Source organism: Prevotella sp. oral taxon 317 str. F0108 (assembly GCF_000162415.1).
Lineage (GTDB): Bacteria > Bacteroidota > Bacteroidia > Bacteroidales > Bacteroidaceae > Prevotella > Prevotella conceptionensis.
Genome location: NZ_GG740072.1, coordinates 257,639 through 276,686, shown reverse-complemented (window position 1 = coordinate 276,686; position 19,048 = coordinate 257,639). Strand labels below are relative to the sequence as shown.

Here is a 19,048-nt window from a genome sequence, read left to right as displayed (position 1 = left end):
GTTAACTCGTTAATTTACGAACAAATAAGCTTAAAGCCTCACAGACATTTGGCTTAACTCCATAACTCCTTAACTCCTCATTATTTTCCGTTTCACGTCTTCGAAAGTTGTCGTTGGCATGCCCACCTCTTTATATAGAGATTCAAGTAGGGGCGTGTTTAGGCGTTCGAAGTCTTCCTTTCGGGGCGTAATAACCAGTCCTGCCATGTCTAACGCCCCCGGACTGATGAGCATTTGCGCATCTCCTTCGGCCGAATAGCAGGCAGGGCGGTGCTTGTCTCGTGGTATCACCACAGTGATATACGTTTCGCCTTCGCGCCATTTCAAGATGTTAAACATCGGTTCGGTTTCGTCTTCGCGTTGCGGTAAAGCCTTATAAAGGGTTTCAAAGAGCGTAACGTCGGCCTTGGCATCGCGCCCCACGATGGTAAATGCAGGGCAAGCATAGTTGTTGATAGCCGCTAGTTCAGAGCCGTCGGGTGTGGATAGCAGTGTTTGGCGATTATTGTAAAGCTGTTCCCAGTTGTCGCGCAAGGGCAAATGGGTGCCTGTTCCTGCTTGCAGGTGCATGTGGTCGGGTGCAGATGCGCCGCATTTCGGCCCATTATAAAACACGATAAGGTGTTCGAAACATTCAAGTATTCGGCGCATTTTGCCATAGTGTTCGCAAATAAGTTGCGGTTGGTGAACTTTTGCGGGTATGGTGAAATGCAATGGCAGGATGGGGAAAGGGTTAACCAACAACTCGAAGTCGTTGTCGATGGGTATTTGCGTTTGAACCGCTGGCCTATTTTTTTCGCATAGAAAGCAGGGACGTTGTGCCAGCGCGGCTTTATCAATCTTTGCGCCCGTGGAAACAAGGCGCGCAGGGTTGCATTGCACGTAAAATGGCATGCCTGCGCATGTTACGGCTTTGAGCAATACGCCTTTCAAGTCGTTGAAACGCTGTTGAGCGTCGGGCCACACTTGCAATTGTTCTTCAAAAAAGCGATTCAATATGTCTTGGCCTTGCACTTCTGTGGCTTTGGTTGTGCCTTGGCCGTCTTTAATTTCCATATCGCAAATAGAGGTTTAGTTATTATTGATGCAAACTTACAAAAAATATACGTAATAAAAGCAAGTTGATGGAAGATTAATGGTTTTGAGAAACAGAGACAATGAAAAGAAATGGAGAGGCTGGCAATGGATGTCTTTCTTTCGTTTCACTCAAAAACGGCCTAATAACTTCTGTTAGACTCTGTCTCTTTGTTATCCTTATATACGTCTCTCACGCTCTTTCCGCCGAATAGGTAAGTTATTTTGAGCGATACGTTGCGTACATGCGCGTTGGTTTCCATATATTCCTCGTAAGCGGAATAATGTTTTGTGGCTCGAGTAATGTTTTGTAAGAAGGGGTCGCTTGCAGAGAGGTTTAATTGGAGACGGCCGTTAATAAGTTGCCAACGCAGGCTTGCGTTGAGTAAGCTAAGGGCTTTATACCTAACTAAATCTTCGTCGTGGGGAAACATGTGGAGATATTGTATGGTGAAAAGCAACGTGTGTTGACTGTTGAAAGCGACGTCGCTAGTTCCTTCTAGTTTTCCACTCCAACTCGTGGAGTTGGAAGGGTGACTGTCGTCAATGCTAGATTGAGACTTGGCATAAAACAATTCACCACCCACTTTCACGTTCCACCATGCAGTAAAGTTCTTTTGATAGCTGGCATATACACCATATTTTCGATAGTCGATGTAGTTTTGGGGAGTTGTGTATTGTGAGTTGTCTGGGGTAAATCGTGTCACATAGCCTACGCCGTCTTTCAACTGGTAGGCATAAGCAACGGCATACAGTCCTTTATGGCTAAAAGAAAGTTCGGCATTGTGAGTGATACTTGCCGACAAATAGGCGTTACCCGATACGTAATCGGTAGTTGTGGTGTAATATCTAAATGGGTTAAGGTCGCTAAATCGTGGTCGGTTAATCCCCATGGAATAAGCAGCGGATAGGGAATAGCCTGTTTCCGCCCTATAACTTAGGTTGAGTGTGGGGAAAAGACGGTTGTAAGATTGCTTGTTATGCTCGGCTACATTCCTTCCCGTAAGGTGGGTGTGCTCAAATCTAAGACCAGCTTGAACATACCATTTGGGACTAAGATCTTTCGAAAGGCTTACGTAAGCGGCGTTTGTTTTCTCTGTATAACGGAAGTTATTGTTTTGTCCTAGTAGCTTAGTCCACACACCACCTGTAAGGGTTTCTGTGCTTATGGCAGATGTGTTGCTAATAGACGTATAGGCTGCACCTATTTCCATGTTGACGGCATTGAAAGGGAGTGTAGCGTCTAGCTTGACAGCGTGTATCTTGTAGTTGTTGTTTCCTGAATTGTTCATCATCGATGACGATGTGCCTTCGGTGGTGCTAATGTGCGAGGTGGACTTGGTTGCCTTGTTAAAGTAGTTGTATGTTAGGCTCAACAGTTTGCCTTTGTTGTCTAAATTCCAATCGGCATACCCTGTTAGGGTCGTGGCATTAATGGGGTTGGATGGTGAATGGGCATGCGAACGAAAGTTAAGTCCGCGGTCGATTGTTAGGTCTTGTAATTCGTTTTTCAGTCGTTCTGTGCCAAGGTTAAGCATAAGGCCTGTTTCAATTGTAGCGGTTGGCTTGTATTTCAGCAAGGCGTTAAGGTTAAAAAGCTTGTTGGTGAAATCGTTTCTACGTTGCGACAGCTTAATGTGGTCGGCAAAAGTGTACTCTCTAATGATGTCGTTGATACCCTTGTTTCGGTTGGAATTAAGGTCTATGGAGTAGTCCACGCGTTTTGTTGCTTGCCTAATGCCGCCTCCAAAATAGCTATTGAGGCTTTCTTTGACGATGAGATTGGCGTCCACGTTGCCACTTACACCAAGTGTTTCATCACGTTTTGTCTTGATGGCGATATAACACACGTTGTCGGCAGCAGGATATTTGGCAGGAGCTAGGGTGAAAAGTTCTATTCGTTCGATGTTGTCTGCACGCAGGGATTTTAGTTTCATCAAGGTTTCGCTTTCGGAAGTTTCCAGCAATCGCCCGTCAATGATGTATCGAACGTTGGCTTTACCTGCAACGTTTACTGCTTCGTTTACGACAGACACACGCGGAAGACGACGCATTACTTCCACTCCGTTTAGCCCTTTTGCATATGGGTCGTTCTTAGTATAATAAACTATGCGGTCGGGCTTATGGTCAATCACTGTTTTTTCAGCAATGACTATAACCTCGTTCAGGTCGAGTCTTCTCCAGTAGTCAGAACTGTCTATGGCTGTTGTGTCATTTTTTGAGGGTAACGAACTTTGTTGTTCCACCTGAGCATAAGATGAAAGACATGAAAGTGTTATCAATGTTAAGGATATGAACTTTTGCATATGCCATGTTAGAATGTTATGTAATTGCAAAGTTACGATTTTTCTTATTTGTTGGCAAAATAAAGTGGAGTTTTGCCGCGAGAAGTTCTTTTAACAAAGAAGACGGGGTGGGGAATGTGTTGGTTACGAACTGGCGCGCTACTTGTTTGAAATAAGTTTGTGGCTACAAGGCCGACGAAGGCTGGTAGACGAAACCAAGAATTGCTGATAGATAGAACTGATGAGGGCTCGTAAGAGAGAGGGAAACTAAAACTTCTTGCCGCCTGCAATCTTAAAGAACGTGCAGGCTAAAATGCGCGTGTCCATCCACCAAGAGCGGTTTTGCAGATAGTACAGGTCGAGTTCCAGGCGTTTAAGCATCTTTTCGATGCTGTCGGCATAACCGTTATATAGCGTAGCATACGACGTTACACCTGGGCGTAAGGCGTAAAGTTGTTCGTAGCGAGCATCTTTTGCCATAATCTGTTCGATGTAAAAGCTGCGTTCGGGACGTGGCCCAATGAAAGACATATCGCCCTTAAACACGTTCCAAAGCTGTGGCAACTCGTCAAGGTGATGCTCGCGAAGAAACTTACCCACACGTGTAAGTCGGTCGTCGCCGTCTACTTCCAGTACCATAGGGCCGTTTTCTTCGGCATCCATGCGCATCGTTCTGAACTTATAAATAAAGAAAGGCATTCCTTTACGCCCGATACGCTCTTGCGTATAGATAACAGGTAGGCCATCATCTAGTCTTATAGCGATGGCACAAAGCAAGATAAGCGGTGAGAAAATCACGAGGCAAAGAGCCGAAACGATGAGGTCGAACAGTCTTTTCATGCTGCAATCTTCAATTCTTTTCGTTCTACCTTACGAGTAAGCAAAAGCTGAAAGAGGGTGAAAGTGGCCACATCTATCAGTACGATGCCCGTTATCGAGACTAGGGGGAAGAGCAACATGTTCATAGCGACATAAGCAATGGCAAGCCCAAGAATAAAAATTAGGGCTTGATGCTGGGTCATTCCCAAGCGCATTAGCTTATGGTGAATGTGGTTTTTGTCGGCAGAGAACAAGGGTTGACGGGTGCGGAGCCTATGCAAAACAACCCGTACCACATCGAAAACCGGCACAACAAGCAGGCTGTAAGCCAGTACAAAGCGTTCGGGAGATGCTGCCATGAGCGGTGGATTGTGCATGGCCGACTTCACAAACAGGAAACCGAGGATGAAACCTAGCGTAAGACTGCCCGAATCGCCCATGAAAATCTTACGGTTTTGTTCGGCTTTACCCCAGATGTTAAAGCGCAGGTAGGGTATCAGGATGCCGATAGCCGAGGCCACAATGACGGCGTATGGAATGAGTTGCGCATTGCCGAAGACAAACAGAAAGCCCAAAAGGGCCAGAATAGACAAGCCGGCTGCCAACCCATCGATACCATCAATAAGGTTCATGGCGTTGTCTATAAACACGATGATGAATACGGTGAGGGGAAATCCCAGCCAATAAGGCACTTCGTGTATGCCCATAAAGCCATAAAGGTTGTTTACGTAAAGACCACAAAGGGGCAGTGCGCAAGCCGTAATCACTTGCACAGTAAACTTCACGTGTGCGTTAAGCCCAATGAGATCGTCTACAACGCCAGTGGCATAAACCAGCAACAAGCTGGCCAAGAAGGCCATGCTCCATAGGCTTACTTGTATCTTTGGTTCGGTAAAGCCAACGCTCATCACGCCAACAGCTACTATTATCGACAAGGTTATGGCAGGAACGAATGCCAAACCGCCTAGTCGGGGCACCAATGTCTTGTGCACTTTTCGTTGGTTAGGTATGTCGTAGATGTTCTTCTCCTTGCAGAAATTCAGTATTCCAGGGATGAAAACGAACCCAAAACACACGCTTAGTAGAAAAGCAATGATTATTGGCAATGCCTCATTCATCATCATAGTTGTTAGTCTTTTATATAGTAACAAACTCTGTTTGTGCGATTATATTGCATGTGAAAGCAAATTTAAAGCGTTAATTTTATATTATTTTACAGGATTGGGGCGCGTGCCCATGCGGTGGTACATAGTGGATTATGATGTAGTAGACTTGTTGGGAAGGTGGCCACATGATGTAGGTTTGGCTTAATTGTAATTATTGCTGTCCGCTAAACTTAAAATCGGCTCGGTTTCTCTATCCGCAATGCCCATCAACAAGCGTTGCGGAATTCATTTTCGAAAGGTAAGCTCCCTTTTCAGACTATCATTCATCCCAAAAGCTCTTCCGTGTAAGTGCTCTTTTACTGGCACAAGGATTAAATTCAACAAAGTCATGCAATGGCTCTGAATAACATCCATAAGATTGTAAAACATTTGTACCAAAATTTAACATTATGAGTGCCCTCGCCGTAAAATTTCCAGGCATTGGGCGGATTTTCGCGCGTATTTTTAAAGTTTGTAACCAATTGACCCATTGATGTTTACGAGAAATAAAGCACAAAAACATACTTTTTAGCACGTATTAGGGAGGCTAAACGACATGAAACGCTCAACCAAACGCCACCAAGCAGTTTTTCATTCCAATTGGTCAAAATGCCTAAAATAACGCTTAAAATAGTGTTTTTGGTGGGTTTTGGCTACATTTTGCAGTATTTTACCTTGCGTTTCGTTGCATTTTGCCTTGCGTTTTGGTGCATATTGCAGTGCGTTTTGGTGCAAAATGCAATGCGTTTTGCTGCAAAATGCAATGCGTTTTGCTGCAAAATACGTTGCAACAACTAGCGATTAACCTCCATTTTCTAGTAGTTGCGGATGCAAATTTGGGAGTATTATTCTTCAAAGAGAAATGCAAAAGCATAGTAAATGGCCAAAAACGGAAGGGAAAAGCACTCAAAAAATGCCGAAATTTTATCGTTTGGGCGTATTTTATATGGTTTTTAGCGGTTGTTTTCTTCTAGAATGGTTCGGCCGAAGAACGTGGTTTGTAAAATGTATTTACCGTATTAACAAATCGCAATTAGGCGTTTTACAAGATAAGAACAACAGCTATGCGCCGGCACAAGCGATAAGGCTAAACAGGATGGGCGCAATGATGCGAACAATTTTAAGCCTCTACTGACGTAATGATATAGGGCTACGAGGCGCGTATGGCGTTCACGTTTCACCCAGTTGCGCCTTTAACCCCAATCGGCTGTACGCCATATCGCGCTTATGAAGACCAGAGAGGGGCCAGCTTTTGGTGGGAGGTGAAACCATTTTTCTATTTGTCGACAACCTGAACACCACATTTGCTGTTTCAAACCTTTTAGCGAGACAACAATAATTTGTAATACAAATAACATTTAAACATACGCTGTTGGCAAACCGTATGAAAACATGCTAAGCAGCATTAACACACAGCGTATTGGACAATCATTATACCGTGATGACAAAAAGAATGTAGATTTGAAACGTAAAAAACAAAGAAATATATTATCTTTGCATGGAAGGGGGACGTTAAGTGCATCGTACGTATAGCACTAAGAGCCGTATTTTCTGTCACTATAAGGCGTAATTACAAGTGGCCTTTACCCTCTCCACCGCGTTTGAAATAACCAATTACCTAACCCCAGTTATGCAACGAACGTTCTACCTATTATTTGTTGTGGCCTTGATGATGGGCTGCAAGCAAGCGAAAAACGAAAGAGGGAAAGACACGGTGCCAACAAAAGACAACGTGCAAGCAAGTGTGAAACCCGCGGCTGTGGCTCAAACAGACTTGAAAACCAACCCTTTGGCATTTATTCCCGAAGGGTATGATTTGTTTTCTCGGTACGAAGGCGACCTTAATAAGGACGGTAAGCCCGACGTGGTGCTGATGATAAAGGGAACCGATAAAAGTAAATGGGTGGATGATGAATACCGTGGTCGGCTCGATCGCAATCGCCGTGGACTTATCATCCTTTTTAAACGCGATGGCGGATACGAGTTGATAGCCGAGAACGACGAATGTTTCTCTTCCGAAAACGAGGATGGAGGCGTTTATTACGCACCCGAATTACGTTTGGAGATAAACAAAAACAGACTGATAATAAGTTACCTGCATGGCCGATATGGGTATTGGAGCTATATCTTTAGATACCAAAATAACGACTTCGAACTGATAGGTTATGATGGTTATTCTAGTAGAGGGCCTGTTACTCTTAGGATTCTCGAAGTCAACTATTCTACGCGTACTTGTGTATATAAAGAGAATATTAACGCAGATGACGATGAGGCGGAAGAGGAATTTAAGGTGAAAACAATCAAATTTAAACGGAAAAACCTCATCAAATTATCGGAGATAACCGACTTCGACGAACTTGATTTAGGTTTGCCAGACGATGAATAGCAGGTGCATATGATGTTAAGGATTTTTTATTTGATGTTTGCCGTTGCCCTGATAACGGGCTGCAAGCAAGCGAAAAACGAAAGTGGGAAAGACACGGTGCCGACAAAAGACACCGTGCAAGCAAGTGTGAAACCCGTGGCTGTGGCTCAAATGGAGCTGAAAGCAGATCCCGAGGAATTTATTCCCGATGGGTATGTATTGTTTTCAGGATGCGAAGGCGATCTTAATAAGGACGGCAAGCCGGACGTGGTGCTGATGATAAAGGGAACCGAGGAAAGCAAATGGGTTGATCATGAATACTGCGGTCGGCTCGATCGCAATCGCCGCGGACTTATCATCCTTTTTAAACGCGATGGCGGATACGAGTTGATAGCCGAGAACGACGAGTGTTTTTCTTCCGAAAACGAGGATGGAGGTGTGTATTACGCACCCGAATTAGACTTCTATATCAAGAATAACACCCTGATATTGCATTATGCCCATGGGCGTTATGGCTATTGGAAATACATTTTTAGATACCAAAATAACGATTTCGAACTCATTGGTTATTTTGGTAGTTACGATCGCGGGCCAGTTGTTCTTTATATCACGGATGTTAATTTCTCTACACGCACCTGTGTATATAAAGAGAATATTAACGCAGATGATGATGAGGCGGAAGAGAAATTTAAGGTGAAAACTATCAAGTTTAAGCGGAAAAACCTCATCAAATTATCGGAGATAACCGACTTCGACGAACTTGATTTGGATTTACCAAAGGATGATTGACACTCTATTATTATGTTAAGGAAATATCATTTATTGCTAGTTGTGGTCTTTACAATGGGCTGCAAGCAAGCGAAAAGCGAAAGTTTTCGTAAGTCAAATGAACAATGTCGAGTTTGCTCGAACATTGGCATGGCGAGAAAACACACTTTTCGAGGAACGAGAAAAGAAAGTTTAAAGGTCACAACGTCCAAACAAGGCCTCGTGCAAAACAGCGTGAGGCTTGCCACAGCACCCAAAATGGAGTTGAAAACAGATCCTAAGGCGTTTGTTCCCAAAGGATATTCGCTTTTTCAACAATACAAGGGCGACCTTAATAAAGACGGTAAGCCCGACGTGGTGCTGATGATAAAGGGAACTGAAAAGAGTAAATGGGTAGATGACGAATGTCGCGGACGGCTCGATCGCAATCGCCGCGGACTTATCATTCTCTTTAAACGTAAGAATGGTTACGAGCAGATATTAAGGAACGACACTTGTTTTTCTTCCGAAAACGAGGACGGAGGAATTGCTGATGCACCCGAACTTGAGTTGTATATCATAAAAAACACATTACACATTTATTTTGCTCATGGTAGATATGGGTGTTGGAACTATATTTTTAGATACCAAAACAACGATTTTGAGTTGATTGGTTATAACCATAATCGTTGCATTAGGTACGTTACTTATTATAACTTAGACATCAACTTCTCTACACGCACAAGGGTATACGAAGAAAATCTCAACGTCGATGACAATGAAAAGGAGGAGCATTATAAGGTGACTAAGAGCAAAATAAAACGTAGAAAGCTTATCAAGCTGTCTGAAATAGCTGACATTGATAAGCTGAATTGGGGCGATTTTTCCAACGAATAATGCGTATTCGCTATGAAAAAGGTCCTTTTATTTGTTGCTAACCACACGTTTGATAACGAGTTGCAAACAAACGAAAAACGAATGTAGAAAGACGCTGTGTTTGCAGGAAACACAGTGTAGTTAAGCTTAGGTTTAGCAGATACGTTCTTTGGTTTGTAGACAAGTTAACAAGTTGAGGAGTGGACAAGGAATATTCCATTCTCGCGTTGTTTCATTGGGCTTTATGAAAACGCTCTTTTGTGAGTGGACAATTTTACCTGGCTCTTACAAAAGAACGTTTTTGTTTAACTCCAATCGGTTCATTAGACCGCTTATCAATGGTTTTAGGCTGTTTCCGTCGCTTCCTGTTTATCATTTGTTCGCTTGTCGGCATATTGTCTGTCTTATTCTCTCGACGTAGCTCGCTACGCCTGCAAGAATAAGACAGACAATACGCTCAACAAGCAAAAAAATCTGCACAGGCTCAACAACCAATTTGGGTTAAATGGTGAATGAGCTCCGAGTTAGGCAAACAGCTTTGTCTACTCGGCAACTTGTTAACACGCCTATTCGTCAACTTGTTAACACGCCTATTCGTCAACTTGTTAACACGCCTATTCGTCAACTTGTTAACTCGTCTACTAGCCAAAGACCATGAAGGAGAATGTGGCAAGGGCTAATCTTTCAAGCCGTCTACCACTTCTTGTGCCTCGCCATTGAGGTTGATGTTCCTCGTAGTCTTGGCTTGTATCGAACCAGCCTTCATGATGTCGGCCATGTCTACGCCAGTTGCCGACTTCAATACGTCGAACGCTTGCTTGATGGCCACAGGCACGTTGCCACTCATGGCGCTGATGCCATTGCCGTCGCCGCTGTAAATGTTAACGTCTTTGATGGCACTGATGGGCTTGGCCACATTCTCTACAATCTGCGGCAACACTTCAATCATCATCTGGGCAACGGCAGCATTGTTATATTTCTTATAGGCTTCGGCCTTCTTGTCCATCGCTTGTGCCTCGGCCTCACCCTTCTTCAATATGGCATAAGCCTCGGCCTCGCCTTTGGCCTTGATACCTTGTGCCTCTTGTTCCAGCTTATAGCGCGTGGCATCCGATGCAGCGTTTTGTGCCATAGCCTGCTGTTCGGCCTCGTAGCGTTGTGCCTCGGCTATACGTTTGCGTTGTTCCAAGTCGGCCTCTGCATTCTTCTGCACTTGATATTTCTCCGCATCTGCACGCTTTTCCACTTCGGCAGACAGCTCGTTTTGACGGATAACGATTTGTTCTTGCGAAAGAATTTGTTGGCGTTTGGTCTTTTCAATCTCAGCCTCAACCGTCTTAATGTTGATGGTTTTCTGTTGTTCTTGCTGTTGGATGGAGTATGCGGCATCGGCATCAGCCTGCGCAGTGTCGGCCTGTCTTTTCAGTTCGGCACGTTTCAAGGCCAAGTCGTTGTTCTTCATCGCAATGGCCGTGTCGGCATCCACACGTGCATCGTTGGCGTCTTTGTCGGCATGGGCCACTTGTATCTTCACGTCGCGTTCGGCGATAGCGCGGTTAATTGATGCGTCTTTCTTAATCTTGGCGGTATTGTCGGCACCCAAATCGTGTATCAGACCTTCCTTATCGGTAACGTTCTGTATGTTACACGAAATGATTTCGATACCTAATTTGGCCATGTCGTGTTGTGCTTTCTGCATCACCTGGTCTGAAAAGCCATCGCGATCGGTATTTAGCGAGCGCAGGTCTAGCGTACCGATAATCTCACGCATGTTACCTTGCAGCGAGTCTTGCAGCTGTTCGGCAATCATCATGGGTGTCATGTTGAGGAAGTTTTTGGCAGCCAAGCGTGTACCTTCTGCGTTTGGCGTCACTCTAATTTTGGCCACCGCATCGACATCAACGTTGATAAAGTCGGTTGTTGGCACACTCTCTTCTGTTTTAATGTCCACCGTTATCTGTCCTAGGTACACGCGGTCGAGTCGTTCGAAGAATGGAATGCGGAAACCTCCGGAACCAATAAGCACACGTGGTTCGCGGCTAAGACCCGATATGATGTAAGCATACGAGGGCGGAGCCTTGACATAGGATGCAAAAAAGAAGAGTACTAAAATAACAGCGGCAATGCCGATGATTACGTAAAGTGAGAATTGTTCGGGCATGGTAATGCGGTTTTAGTTATATGAATTCGTTATTTAGCTAGACCAAGGGCATGATGTTTTCTTTTATTTGGCATCTATGCGACAAGGTAAAGACTATATCGGCTTTTTATACCGACACTGCAAATTTAGTTGATATTTTCTAAAAAAGCAACAAAAGACAGATTTTTTTTCTGCATTTTAACGCTGCGCACTGATTGAAGAATGGGGAATAAGGCACGCCCATGCATTCTCCTTTGTAATTCTGCCCCCTTCAAACAGCATCTACCTATTCTCCATTAGAGGAACTCATACGTTCTCCTTTATTTTTTTACTCCTTCAAGCGTCTTCTTTGATTCTTACCATTCTCGTCATTATCTTTTCGTAAACTTGCTTAGGATTGATAGGATGCTGCGCTGCAACTGCTCGCGCAGAAAGTAGTTATAGTCAAACAGAATTGCTTTTGGAAAATGGTTGTTGGCTGAATGCAAGGCGTGCGTAGCATAGCACCAATAAACCTTTATGTAGAGGAAAAGGATGACTTTTGTTTGTTTACGATGCAGCTATGGTTCTACAAAGCCAATTCTGTTTGACTATAAGTGTACGTGTTTTCCATGCCGTTTCCTACGCGCATGTATTATATGGTATAGTCATTTCGTCCATTTTTAACAGGGAATTAAACATAATGAGCTCCCTTCCCGTCCACCAGCCGCCCACCCTGTCGCAGAAAATCAATACTTGCGAAGGTTGGTTTTGATGCAAAAGGAGGTAGTGGGTGAATGCTGCCGAACGCAGTCTACAATGTTAAAATTCGTGCGGAGAGAGGACAAAACCAAAGTAAACAAGCTGACAAGTTAGCCGCCAAGTCATCCCTTTGACTTTTTAGTTGACAAGTTTGTGAGTTGACCAGTCGATGGACACAGCCATTTTCCACACTTGTCAGTTGGCAAGGCAAGGAGCAGACTAGTTAACAGGCAGGGAAGTTGATGGGAGAACAAATAAATAGGCGCAGCATTCTTTCAACATGAATAGTTAACGAGTTAATGAGTTAACGAGGTGACATTGTCTTAACAGCCCCTGCATTTTTCACCACCTTTAGCTGAAAGTTAACAAGTTAAGAGACGATAAGTTAATAGGAGCAACCATCTCTTTTTAACTTTTCGACCTTTCACCTTTTCATCCGTTCACCCTTCTACCTTTCGCCTTTTCACCCTTTCACTCTTTCACCCTTTTACCTTTTTACCTTTTAAACCCTTCACCTTTTACCCTTTAACCTTCTCTCCTTTTCACTTTTCATCCTTTCACCTTTTAAAGGCATTAGCCATCTTTCCACCCTTTCACCTTTTTATCTTTTCACCTTCTCTCCCTTTAGATAATATTCTTCACTGCCACACGAAACAGATCTATCCCAATAACCTGCTTGGTTTGAACAAAACTCTGTTGCTTTTTATGTAAGATGAAAGAATTCCCTGCATTCACTCTATGCCAAGGCTACATATAAGGTAAAAGACCGCTGGGACATCTCGTCGCAGCGGTCTTCTGTGTTCTCGTGGTTATTTGGATTATGTATGTGTTTCCTGCCCGCACCTTAGAGAGTTTAAATGTAGGTACAGCTTAACCAAACATGTCCCGCTGGACAGTTGAAGATGCGAACAGTCAATAAAGACAACGGTCCAAAAACGCATTCAATTAGGACCAGTCTTCTTAATAAAATCAGTTTTCTTAAATCATTCTTTGTTACCATCACAGACTTTCACAAGCCCAATTCCCATTTTACACAAATGGTTTTTCCCTTGGGGTAAGGGGCTTGTGCCCCTTCCCCTATATGCTTTCAGTTTCCGCATACACTGCCTAAGGCAGGTTTCTTGGTTAGCCCATGTCGTTGCAAATCCTAATGCTTTTGGCAGGAAGAGGCTTAGAGAACAATCAGAGGTTTTTATTTATTGCTCATCATAACCTTCTGATCCCCTTAATGCACATTGTTAGTGGCACTGCCCACTTCCCTTCATTACCACACGGCATGATGCGCTCCATCCGATCATCAATCGTTTCAACGTCGGGTTAATTTATACGCCCAAACATTTCTTCTAATCTTTTTCATATTCTTCTTCCATCAAGGTACGCCTGGTTGATTGCCAACAAGCCTACGAACAAGCGGTCTAAACAACTTCACCATACAGCACAGCTCTGACGGCCCATACTTCTATCAGCGTTTTTTGTTCATTAAGAGGGCAACAACTATCACACTCCTGCTAAAATAGCACGAGGATGTTGTTTTTACTTTGCAGCGTGCTGTAAACAATTAAGCCTACACACCAATGGTGCTACCCCACTAACGTGGCCTTTTCCCCCATTAACTTTATACTTCCTGCATAGCAACAAGTTAGCATCAGCCATATTCAGGCCTTGCACAAGGGGGGGGGTGTTCAACACGCCTTCCGACACAAATGGACGTTCAATCACATTCGTCATCGTGCAATTGGTCTAATGAAAGGAATTTGTACCACTTTATCTTCTTCTCTTTTCTTTTGTCTACTTTCCTTATCAAAACGTCAATTTATCTATTCTTCGCCCGCATTTAAAATTACGAGTTCCAACTAGATTGTTTCATACGACCATTTGCCTTCCTTAATTCATATAAGAGCTTTTATGTTTTCATGATCACCAAAACATTATGTTTTCATGTCCTACCGGTCAAATTCAAAGGCATTGTATTGCCTATGAACACTCACACAATCATGTCCTCATGTATAGAAAATTTATGCTCTATATTTTCGATTTCCATTCCCCTACGCCTAGGAGCAACCGAATAGCGTTTAGTAAAAGAACGATTGTAGATAAGCATTTATCAACTCTCAATTCAAAACTAACGTACCGCAAAGTTAGGCATTAATCTTTAACGATGCAAGGATTTTGTAAATAAAATTCACAAAGATGCCATATAACATAAAACAAAATGGGCACATTTCTTTTTACAAACATTTTACTTCTTAAAGAGAAGAAACATGGACGAGCTAAAAGCTGCTCGCCCATGCCTAAGGGCAGTAGGCATTCCTCTCAACGGGTGCCTACATTGAGTGGAAAATATGTATCTTTTTCCTCCACCCTTCACTCTTGTCTTCCGTCGTTGCCTACCGCGCCTTTTTTCTTCATCTTTTCCCTTATCCAATCTTCTCACCCACGAAAGGGCGGTCTTACGCTTGCTTGGCGTGCCCTTTCGGTGTTCCATACGACACTTGTGTTCCCACTCCATCAACGCCTCTTCAATTATTACCCTTCACATTAGGACACAGGTTCCTACCAGATCGGGCAAACTTAGCCGAGTGGTTGCATGCGTCGTTATCTCAGTCAACATCTAATCACAAAAGATAATTGTTCTACTTTTCTTGGTATTCGTCACTTATCACCCACTGGCAAAGTTCTAAGCGCATTTCCTACGTTTAGCCAGTCTGCCATTGCCGACTGATGCCTATGCTTGTGGTTTCCTCGCATCAACAAAGAACGTCACCTTATATATAATGTGTGGTTCAAAGTTCAACAAGCCTTTCATGGTTCACGTCTATCATCCATGTTTTCGTCCATTGCAGTTGGGGAATGCACTTTGTTGCCTGTCCATCGGCCTCGCAGCACCCACTTGTGTCAATGTAAAAAACACATCTCTCTTACAAAAAGGTGGTTCACGTTATTGCAAACAAGTTGCAAATCCAAACCTCTCTAATTGCTTACAGTTTCTTATCGCTTACAAAGATAGGCATTTAGCAAAAGATAAAGAAACAAAACCATGATTTTTTTATTACAAAACAAAAAGAAGTTAGAGCAATATCAAATAAGGAACAATGCCTGTTACAAAGCGAATACTTGACAGACGTTTTGAAGCCACAAACCAAATAAGAGCTACAAAAAAACAAAAGACATTAATGGTTTCAAAGCAACACTTCTTGGAGCCGTCTTGAACTTTAATACTTCTACAATTTGAGAGGAGTTTATGTCTTTGTGCTGTTAAACCAAGACAAACACCACGCTCATGTACGAAGTTCCGGACAAAGACACGACAAAATCCGAGAGTCGGTTCCGTTTGTTGGTGGCAAAATGTGGCAATGCCTCAAAAGGCGATCAGGCGGCAGTTATTCAAAGCAGTCTCCACAAGGTTAAAAACCGCTTGTCAATGGCAGATGTCTTCTGCGTTTGCATGATGCCGTTTCCGTTGGTCGTGAGCAGCTTGCCCTACAACCGCTCGCGCTGGCGGTAGTAAGCGTACGTGCTTTCTGTGCCTTTATCCCTACGCGTGTATATGGCACAATTGTTCTTTGTCTAGTTTTTAGTAAGAAATTTAACATTATGAGCATCCTTTTCGTCCACGAAGCTCCCACCTTACCACAAAAAATCGATTCTCGCGAAGGTTTGTTTTGATGTAAAATGGGGTTAGCCTGTGAATGCGGCAAAATGAATTTTTATTTAATGGAACAGCTATTTGCACCTGTTTTGGGGCTATTTGCAGCAAAATACACTGCGTTTTGGTGCTAAATGCAGTGAATATGCCGCTAAACGCAGTGCGTTTTGGTGCTAAATGCAGTGCGTTTTGGTGCTAAATGCAAGGTAAAATGCTGCTAAATGCCGTGCAAAATGTGGTTAAATGCGAAACGAAACGCATAAATATCCGCTGCAATGGTATAAATAAAACCCTTTCGAACCATGAAACACATGTACGAAAAGCCCGAAATGGTCGTTAAAAAGTGGGATTTTATGGTCTAAAAGCAGGTAATCGGGCTTGAAGAATTATGAGTTGGCAACCAAACTAGAAAGGCTAAATGGTGCAAAACGCAGGTTTCTTTCTCAAATACAGACAAGATGGAAGGTGTAAAAAGCCCAAAACAGTAGTTATTTACCTACTTTTCGGCCTACATTTTCGCTAGAACGAAGTGAACATTAGAACAATATCGTAAAATAAAACTAATTATTTTAAGTTTTTGAATGGGTTAATTTGTGAGGCTTTTGTTGATGAGATGGCGGATTCGGGAGTTGTTGGGTTTCGTAAGTTTATAAGCCAGTGAGTTGACTTGTCCCGCACCCCTCAATTTAAAGAAATATTTAAAGTCGAGACGACTTCCTTTAAACAAATGTTTAAATCATCCCAGAAGCCTGTATTTGTGAGCCGTTTATTTTGTAGTTATAAAAACAATGCGTATTTTTGTGCATAACGTAAGGAGGGAAAGCGGTACGAACCAAACAGAGTGAAACAGCTCTCCCACTGTAAAACAGAACGAGGAAAGTGGTACGAACCAAACGGAGTGAAACAGCTCTCCCACTATAAAACAGAACGAGGAAACGGGCCGAACTAGGACTAGTTTCGCTATTTTGTCTCGTTCCAGACAGCAAAACAAAAGCCCTACAACAGCAAGAGTAGCAACAAGTATGCCTATGCAATATCTCCACACGGCCATAATCGCACTTTATATCATCGTCACCATCGGCGTGATGGTGCGAGTTCTGATGGACCATAGGCAGCCTGCCAAGACTATGGCGTGGCTTCTTGTGCTTACTTTCGTACCTGTGGTGGGCATCGTTTTCTACTTTTTCTTCGGACAAAACACGCGCAAGGAGCGCCTCATCAGCCAAAGGAGCATGGACAGGCTCACCAAACGCAGCATGCTGGAATACGTTGAACAGGGCGAACTGCAACTGCCCGACGCCCACAAAGAACTAATCAACCTCTTCACCAACCTCAGCCTGGCCCTGCCCTACAAGGATAACGAGGTGGAGATATTCACCACAGGGCATGATTTCTTCCTCGACTTGCTTGCCGAGATAGGCCAAGCGCGCCACCATATACACCTAGGCACATACATTATTGAAGACGATGCACTGGGCCGACTGGTTGCCGACGCCCTCATCGACAAGGCCAAGCAAGGTGTAGAGGTGCGTCTGATATACGATGATGTGGGCTGTTGGAGCGTTGGCAACAGCTTTTTCGACCACTTGGCGCGGGGTGGCGTACAGGTGCAGTCGTTCATGCCCGTGCGTTTTCCCATGTTCACCAGCAAGATGAACTACCGCAACCACCGCAAACTCTGCATTATCGACGGCCGAACGGGCTACATCGGTGGCATGAACGTGGCCTTGCGATACGTGAAAGGCACGCGCAAGCAAGAATGGCGCGACACACATCTGCGCCTTCGGGGCGGCGCCGTGTATGGCATTCAGCGCGCTTTCCTGGTGGATTGGTACTTTATGGCGCGCACACTTATCACCGACAAGGTGTATTATCCCATGCTTTCGCCCCAAATCAGCAACAATTGCATCGCGCAAGTGGTAACAAGCAGCCCCGTTTCGCCTTGGCCCGACATCATGCAAGGCTACATGCGCATATTGTTAGAGGCCAAGAAATACGTTTATATGGAGTCGCCTTACTTCTTGCCCACCGAGCCTATACTCTTCGCCATGCGAACGGCAAGGCAGGCAGGAGTGGACATTCGACTAATGCTCCCTGCCCGAACCGACTCTAAAATCATTGAGTGGGCGGGCCGCTCGTATGTGCAAGCAGCCTTAGAGGCAGGAGTTATGATTTGCTTTTACTGCGCCGGCTTTAACCACAGCAAGCTGCTGGTGTGCGACGACAGCCTTTGCACCTGCGGTTCTACCAATGTAGACTTCCGAAGTTTCGAGAACAACTTCGAGGCCAATGTGTTTTTCTACGACAAGGAGATGGCCTTGAAGATGAAAGAAGTGTTCTTAACCGACGAGGCCGAGTGCATCGTGCTGGACAGTCCCGACATTTTTGCGCACCGTCCTTTCCTTGCCCGACTATGGGAATCGCTCATCCGACTGCTTTCCCCATTGCTCTAAATTGGGCAATTGAAATCCGCAGGCCCCTCATAACCTCGCGCTACAAGTGCCGACACCTTTTATTCGGGAAGAACCAAAGGTTGCATCTTTTTCAGCATTTCGTCGAAAAAGTCGGGCGCAACAGGCACGCCACGCAACGTCCTAACCTTTGGATAGCCGTTGAAATAAACGTCTTTTGAAACATACCAACCATAGTTTTCCACCTCTCTAACGCGCTTAACTTGCCCGTCTAGCTTACGAAAGTTACTCGGCGATACTACCGAAAACATCTTTTTACCCGAAGACAGCGACAGTGCTAGCACCAGATATTCGCGCTGCGGAACATACTCTTGCGCCACCTGCAAGGCCTTTCCCCTTTCAGAAACCTTCATGTTCCAGCCGTATTCACTGTTTAGCCTGTTCATCATCGCCTTAAAAACATCGCCATGTGGAGCCGTATCTTGAATATTGTTGTACGCTATATAATAATGTATCATCTCGTGCAGCAACACGTTTTTAAAGCCTTTCTCGTCTTGTTCGAACAGTATGCTCACATGTATAGCGTAGTCAAAGGTTTCCACTCGCCCCAACCCCGCCCGTCTTTTACAGTGCATCGAGCCCAATTGCGTTCTCGAACGCGACAGCATTAAACGCGGTTCGGGCAATTTTCCCCCGAAATAATCGCGGTTAAACTCGCCGAACCATGCTTTAAGATGTGCCTGTGTCAGTTTAAAGTTGCTTTTCATCTGTGCTTAAAATCCTCGTGCCCCAGCCCCCT

The 19,048-nt window shown here is 44.2% G+C and carries 11 protein-coding genes; 5 read left to right on the top strand and 6 right to left on the bottom strand.

Annotation, left to right across the window (positions count from 1 at the left end; all coding sequences use genetic code 11):
- Positions 1 to 69 precede the first annotated feature (69 nt).
- The 4 genes from HMPREF0670_RS01005 to HMPREF0670_RS00990 form a co-directional block, all read right to left on the bottom strand.
- A complete protein-coding gene (locus HMPREF0670_RS01005; RefSeq protein WP_009229293.1) occupies positions 70 to 1,056 on the bottom strand; it encodes a DUF4922 domain-containing protein in 987 nt (328 codons plus the stop codon).
- A 161-nt stretch (positions 1,057 to 1,217) separates the two neighbouring features.
- On the bottom strand, positions 1,218 to 3,320 hold the full coding sequence (locus tag HMPREF0670_RS01000; protein WP_232213837.1) for an outer membrane beta-barrel family protein: 2,103 nt from the start codon (positions 3,318 to 3,320) through the stop codon (positions 1,218 to 1,220).
- A 306-nt stretch (positions 3,321 to 3,626) separates the two neighbouring features.
- Positions 3,627 to 4,199, bottom strand: a complete 573-nt coding sequence (locus HMPREF0670_RS00995; RefSeq protein WP_009229291.1) for a sugar transferase — start codon at positions 4,197 to 4,199, stop codon at positions 3,627 to 3,629.
- Positions 4,196 to 5,302 carry a glycosyltransferase family 4 protein gene (locus tag HMPREF0670_RS00990; protein WP_083786770.1) on the bottom strand — a complete coding sequence of 369 codons (1,107 nt, stop codon included), beginning with the start codon at positions 5,300 to 5,302 and terminating at the stop codon, positions 4,196 to 4,198. Before HMPREF0670_RS00990 ends, HMPREF0670_RS00995 begins: the two co-directional genes overlap by 4 nt.
- Before the next feature lie 1,651 nt (positions 5,303 to 6,953).
- On the opposite strand from HMPREF0670_RS00990, the gene HMPREF0670_RS00975 reads away from it, so the two are divergent.
- The 3 genes from HMPREF0670_RS00975 to HMPREF0670_RS00965 all read left to right on the top strand — a co-directional run bounded on the left by HMPREF0670_RS00975 (position 6,954) and on the right by HMPREF0670_RS00965 (position 9,332).
- Positions 6,954 to 7,709 (top strand): hypothetical protein, encoded by a 756-nt coding sequence (locus tag HMPREF0670_RS00975; protein WP_157579518.1) that lies wholly within the window; start codon positions 6,954 to 6,956, stop codon positions 7,707 to 7,709.
- Between the two features lie 12 nt (positions 7,710 to 7,721).
- The gene (locus HMPREF0670_RS00970) at positions 7,722 to 8,477 is read left to right on the top strand and encodes a hypothetical protein (protein WP_157579561.1); all 756 of its coding nucleotides are present in this window, start codon (positions 7,722 to 7,724) and stop codon (positions 8,475 to 8,477) included.
- Positions 8,478 to 8,714: 237 nt separating this feature from the next.
- On the top strand, positions 8,715 to 9,332 hold the full coding sequence (locus tag HMPREF0670_RS00965) for a hypothetical protein (RefSeq protein WP_232213836.1): 618 nt from the start codon (positions 8,715 to 8,717) through the stop codon (positions 9,330 to 9,332).
- 655 nt (positions 9,333 to 9,987) lie between these two features.
- On the opposite strand, the gene HMPREF0670_RS00960 is transcribed toward HMPREF0670_RS00965, so the two are convergent.
- The gene (locus HMPREF0670_RS00960; RefSeq protein WP_009229285.1) at positions 9,988 to 11,472 is read right to left on the bottom strand and encodes a flotillin family protein; all 1,485 of its coding nucleotides are present in this window, start codon (positions 11,470 to 11,472) and stop codon (positions 9,988 to 9,990) included.
- Positions 11,473 to 15,472: 4,000 nt separating this feature from the next.
- On the opposite strand from HMPREF0670_RS00960, the gene HMPREF0670_RS16115 reads away from it, so the two are divergent.
- Positions 15,473 to 15,697, top strand: coding sequence for a hypothetical protein (locus tag HMPREF0670_RS16115; protein ID WP_009229283.1), 225 nt, complete (start codon positions 15,473 to 15,475; stop codon positions 15,695 to 15,697).
- A gap of 1,169 nt (positions 15,698 to 16,866) precedes the next feature.
- Positions 16,867 to 18,291 carry a cardiolipin synthase gene (gene cls, locus HMPREF0670_RS00950; RefSeq protein ID WP_044077822.1) on the top strand — a complete coding sequence of 475 codons (1,425 nt, stop codon included), beginning with the start codon at positions 16,867 to 16,869 and terminating at the stop codon, positions 18,289 to 18,291.
- A 59-nt stretch (positions 18,292 to 18,350) separates the two neighbouring features.
- Here the strand turns inward: cls and HMPREF0670_RS00945 are convergent, their stop codons facing one another.
- Positions 18,351 to 19,016: a SprT-like domain-containing protein gene (locus HMPREF0670_RS00945; RefSeq protein ID WP_009229280.1), complete on the bottom strand. Its 666-nt coding sequence runs from the start codon at positions 19,014 to 19,016 to the stop codon at positions 18,351 to 18,353.
- Positions 19,017 to 19,048: the final 32 nt, after the last annotated feature.

Bases quoted from the DNA above. Each gene is read 5' to 3' on its own strand.
- HMPREF0670_RS00960 (WP_009229285.1), bottom strand. From the start codon at position 11,472: ATGCCCGAACAATTCTCACTTTACGTAATCATCGGCATTGCCGCTGTT.
- cls (WP_044077822.1), top strand. From the start codon at position 16,867: ATGCAATATCTCCACACGGCCATAATCGCACTTTATATCATCGTCACC.
- HMPREF0670_RS00970 (WP_157579561.1), top strand. From the start codon at position 7,722: ATGTTAAGGATTTTTTATTTGATGTTTGCCGTTGCCCTGATAACGGGC.
- HMPREF0670_RS00965 (WP_232213836.1), top strand. From the start codon at position 8,715: ATGGAGTTGAAAACAGATCCTAAGGCGTTTGTTCCCAAAGGATATTCG.
- HMPREF0670_RS01005 (WP_009229293.1), bottom strand. From the start codon at position 1,056: ATGGAAATTAAAGACGGCCAAGGCACAACCAAAGCCACAGAAGTGCAA.
- HMPREF0670_RS00945 (WP_009229280.1), bottom strand. From the start codon at position 19,016: ATGAAAAGCAACTTTAAACTGACACAGGCACATCTTAAAGCATGGTTC.
- HMPREF0670_RS00990 (WP_083786770.1), bottom strand. From the start codon at position 5,302: ATGATGATGAATGAGGCATTGCCAATAATCATTGCTTTTCTACTAAGC.
- HMPREF0670_RS16115 (WP_009229283.1), top strand. From the start codon at position 15,473: ATGTACGAAGTTCCGGACAAAGACACGACAAAATCCGAGAGTCGGTTC.
- HMPREF0670_RS00995 (WP_009229291.1), bottom strand. From the start codon at position 4,199: ATGAAAAGACTGTTCGACCTCATCGTTTCGGCTCTTTGCCTCGTGATT.
- HMPREF0670_RS00975 (WP_157579518.1), top strand. From the start codon at position 6,954: ATGCAACGAACGTTCTACCTATTATTTGTTGTGGCCTTGATGATGGGC.